At 47.4% G+C, this 3,929-nt stretch carries 2 protein-coding genes and 2 pseudogenes; all 4 read left to right on the top strand.

Going from position 1 to position 3,929, the window contains the following annotated elements:
• Positions 1-533: pseudogene (locus OCV63_RS17005) on the top strand (VirB6/TrbL-like conjugal transfer protein, CD1112 family); the annotation flags it as partial.
• Between the two features lie 608 nt (positions 534-1,141).
• Positions 1,142-2,974 carry a reverse transcriptase/maturase family protein gene (locus OCV63_RS17000; RefSeq protein ID WP_042958109.1) on the top strand — a complete coding sequence of 611 codons (1,833 nt, stop codon included), beginning with the start codon at positions 1,142-1,144 and terminating at the stop codon, positions 2,972-2,974.
• Between the two features lie 99 nt (positions 2,975-3,073).
• Positions 3,074-3,352: pseudogene (locus OCV63_RS16995) on the top strand (VirB6/TrbL-like conjugal transfer protein, CD1112 family); the annotation flags it as partial.
• A 20-nt stretch (positions 3,353-3,372) separates the two neighbouring features.
• Positions 3,373-3,828 (top strand): PrgI family protein, encoded by a 456-nt coding sequence (locus tag OCV63_RS16990; protein WP_117920647.1) that lies wholly within the window; start codon positions 3,373-3,375, stop codon positions 3,826-3,828.
• Positions 3,829-3,929: the final 101 nt, after the last annotated feature.

Genomic DNA, 3,929 nt, shown 5'->3' with positions numbered 1-3,929 from the left:
CGGATATATCCGTACAGGTAGGCCAGACCCCACAGGGATGGAATGGCAGTATTTTCAATATGATTGAGAATCTGTCCAACTCCATCATGGTGCCGATTGCAGGTGTGATCTTGGCTATCGTGATGACCGTAGACCTGATCCAGATGATTGCAGACAAGAACAACCTGCATGATGTGGATACCTGGATGATTTTCAAGTGGGTGTTCAAATCAGCTGCCGCCATCCTCATTGTCACAAACACATGGAATATCGTGATGGGCGTCTTTGATATGGCGCAGAGCGTGGTGGCGCAGGCGGCAGGGATTATCAATTCGGATGCGTCCATTGACATTTCCTCAGTTATGACCGATCTGGAACCGAGGCTGATGGAAATGGATTTGGGACCGCTGTTCGGACTGTGGTTCCAATCCCTCTTTATTGGCATTACCATGTGGGCGTTGTATATCTGTATCTTTATCGTTATTTATGGCCGTATGATCGAGATCTACCGCGCGTCCAGAAGCGCCGCTTTTCATCCAAAGGCGGTGTGCGGGCATTTTGGGAACCCGGCTTTAGCAAGCCGGTAAAGAAAAGTATCAAAGACGTGAAAAGCGTCACTTTAGCGTCATCCGATTTACCTCGGAGGGAAACCACAAGGGGGACAATAGCGTATCGGAAAAATCGCAAGTTGGGAAAACCATCTACCCACGACTGAGCGGCAAGACGCAACATTGTGAATGAGGAGCAAGGCTAAACTGCTTTAAGGGCAGTCCGAGGCGGGATACTCGACCCGACGGCGCAGGATGGTTGTATTCGCCGTATGTCATAGCGGAATGTGACAGGTAAACACAGACCGCACGATACTTATGACAGCCAGCCGCAGTAAGCGGAAAAGGACGAAAACCCACTACCGACATCACAATACGCTTTTCCCAAAGTGTCTAACTGGAGATTGCCTAAACCGGAACGCCGGAACTATCCGGCTATGCGTAATGCCGCAAGGCGATAAATTTCAAGGGGTAAAAACCCAAGAAAGATGACGCTGAATATCCGGCATGGCAACGGAGCCTCCGTAGTAGTCCGAGGGCGGGAAAGCCGTCTACATGGCGAAGGGAGGCAGGATGTCAACCAATTCATAAAAAGGAAAGGTGCGTGAGGCATTATGAGAAGTCCTGAAAATGTGTTGGAAAGCCTAAAATCCAAGGCGTGTAACAAGAGTTACAAGTACGAGCGGTTATACCGCAACCTGTACAATCCACAATTCTATCTGCTGGCATATCAGCGGATACAGGCGAAACCAGGCAACATGACAGCCGGAACAGACGGCAAAACCATTGACGGAATGGGAATGGCAAGGATAAACGCCCTCATTGAAAAGATGCGGGATTTTAGTTATCAGCCTAACCCGGCAAGGAGAACGTATATCCCGAAATCCAATGGGAAAATGCGTCCTCTGGGGATACCGTCATTCGACGATAAACTGATACAGGAGGTGGTGCGGCTCATCTTAGAGAGTATTTATGAGCCAACCTTTAGCGACTATTCCCACGGTTTCCGTATAAACAGAAGCTGTCATACGGCACTCAAATATGTGCAGAAATATTTTACGGGGACAAAGTGGTTCGTTGAGGGAGATATAAAGGGCTGTTTTGACAACGTAGACCATCATGTGTTGATTGCTATTTTGCGAAAGCGGATTGCAGATGAACATTTCATCGGTCTGCTCTGGAAGTTCTTGAAAGCTGGATATATGGAGGATTGGAATTATCACAATACTTATTCCGGCACTCCGCAAGGCTCCATCATCAGCCCTATCCTTGCAAACATCTACATGAACGAACTGGATAGCTATATGGCAGAGTATGCAGAGAAATTCAACTGCGGAAACCGCCGTAAAATCAATCCTGCGTTCAAGAAGAAGCTGGATGTCTGCCGGGGGAAAGAACAAAGGCTTAAAAGAAATCTCTCTAAAATGAGCGAGGAAGAAAAAGAGGGCTTAATTGCAGAAATCCGGGAACTGCGGCGTAGTCTGAAATCTATGCCGTATAGCGACCAGATGGACGATAGCTATAAACGGATTTGCTATATCCGATATGCCGATGATTTCTTAATTGGAGTTATCGGCAGCAAAGAGGACGCAGAACAGATTAAACAAGATGTAGGCTGCTTTATCCGGGACAAACTCCATCTGGAAATGTCCGAGGAAAAGACATTGATTACTCATGGACACGACGCTGCGAAGTTCTTGGGATATGAGGTCACAATCGCCAAAGGCGAACACAACAAAAAGACCAAAACCGGGGCTACCAGACGGGTAAACAATGGAAAAGTCTTACTTTATGTTCCCCATGATAAGTGGGTAAAACGACTGTTCTCCTACAATGCCCTCAAGATTAAATACGACAAACAAAATGGAAACAAAGAGGTTTGGGAACCTGTCCGGCGCACTCGCCTGTTGCACTTGGACGATTTGGAAATCCTAAACCAATACAACGCAGAAATCCGTGGATTGTATAACTACTACCGACTTGCAAACAACGTGTCTGTACTCAATAACTTCTACTATGTAATGAGATACAGTATGCTCAAAACCTTTGCTGGAAAATATCGGACACGAATCAGCAGAATTATCCGCAAGTACCGTCAAGGGAAAGATTTTGTTGTGGAGTATCCGAAGAAAAACGGCAAGGTGGGAAAAGTGCTGTTCTACAATGACGGTTTCCGCCGGAATACCAAAGTAGAAAGCGGAAATCCCGATATAGTAGCACGAGCCGTTGAGAATTATGGACGCAACAGCCTGATTAAAAGACTGCAAGCGAACCAATGCGAGTGGTGCGGCGCAGAAAATGTGCCGCTTGAAATACACCATGTACGAAAACTCAAAGATTTAAGTGGCAGAAAACAATGGGAAATCGCCATGATTGGGCGTAAGCGCAAGACAATGGCACTCTGCGTCTACTGTCACGATAAGTTACACGCTGGGAAATTAGACTGACATCTGGAGAGCCGGATACGCTGAGAGGTGTAAGTCCGGTTCGGAGGGGAGTTCTCGGAAACCTACCATAGCAATATGGCAAGGCGCCGGGTTCTTACCCTACTTGTAACTTCGGTGGCTCCCGTTCCAATGGCTGCAATGATGGGCAAAGAATGGGGCGGTATGGGACAGAATTACCTCCGATCCCTGCTGGCACTGGGCTTTCAGGCGTTTCTCATTATCGTCTGCGTGGCAATTTATGCTGTGCTGGTGCAGAACATCGCTATGGAAGATGACATCATCATGGCAATCTGGAGCTGCGTGGGCTACACTGTACTGCTATGTTTTACGCTGTTCAAAACCGGCAGTCTCGCCAAATCAGTCTTTCAGGCGCACTAAAACGGAAGGAGGTTTCCACATTGGCTTATGTACCCGTACCCAAGGACTTAACAAAAGTCAAAACAAAGGTCATGTTCAATCTGACCAAGAGGCAGCTTATCTGCTTTACGGGCGGAGCGCTTATTGGCGTACCGCTTTTCTTTTTGCTCAGAAAACCTACCGGAAACAGTGTAGCGGCTATGTGTATGATGCTGGTTATGCTGCCCTTCTTTATGCTGGCTATGTACGAAAAGCATGGACAGCCCCTGGAAAAGATCGTGGGCAACATTCTCAAAGTAGCTGTGATCCGTCCCAAGCAGCGACCTTACCAGACCAACAACTTTTATGCCGTATTAAAGCGGCAGGAAATGCTCGATAAGGAGGTGTATGACATTGTTCACCGCAATAAAAAAATGGCTGCATCGGATGTTCGGAAAAACCGAGGAAAAAACTGTGCAGCCGGTAAAGACAAAGAAAAAGCTGTCTCGCGCCGATAAGAAGCAGATCGAAGCGGCCATTGCCCGCGCTAACCGCACGGACAAAAAAGGAAAATCTGCGCAGGACAGTATCCCTTATGAACGGATGTGGCCGGACGGAA

The organism is Laedolimicola ammoniilytica, assembly GCF_025567165.1.
GTDB classification, from domain to species: domain Bacteria; phylum Bacillota; class Clostridia; order Lachnospirales; family Lachnospiraceae; genus Laedolimicola; species Laedolimicola ammoniilytica.
The sequence above is the reverse complement of the archived record's forward strand: the minus strand, read 5'-3'. Positions and strand labels throughout refer to the sequence as shown.

What these genes read in the sequence shown, in the direction of transcription:
- OCV63_RS17000 (WP_042958109.1), top strand. Translation starts at nt 1,142, where the DNA reads ATGAGAAGTCCTGAAAATGTGTTGGAAAGCCTAAAATCCAAGGCGTGT.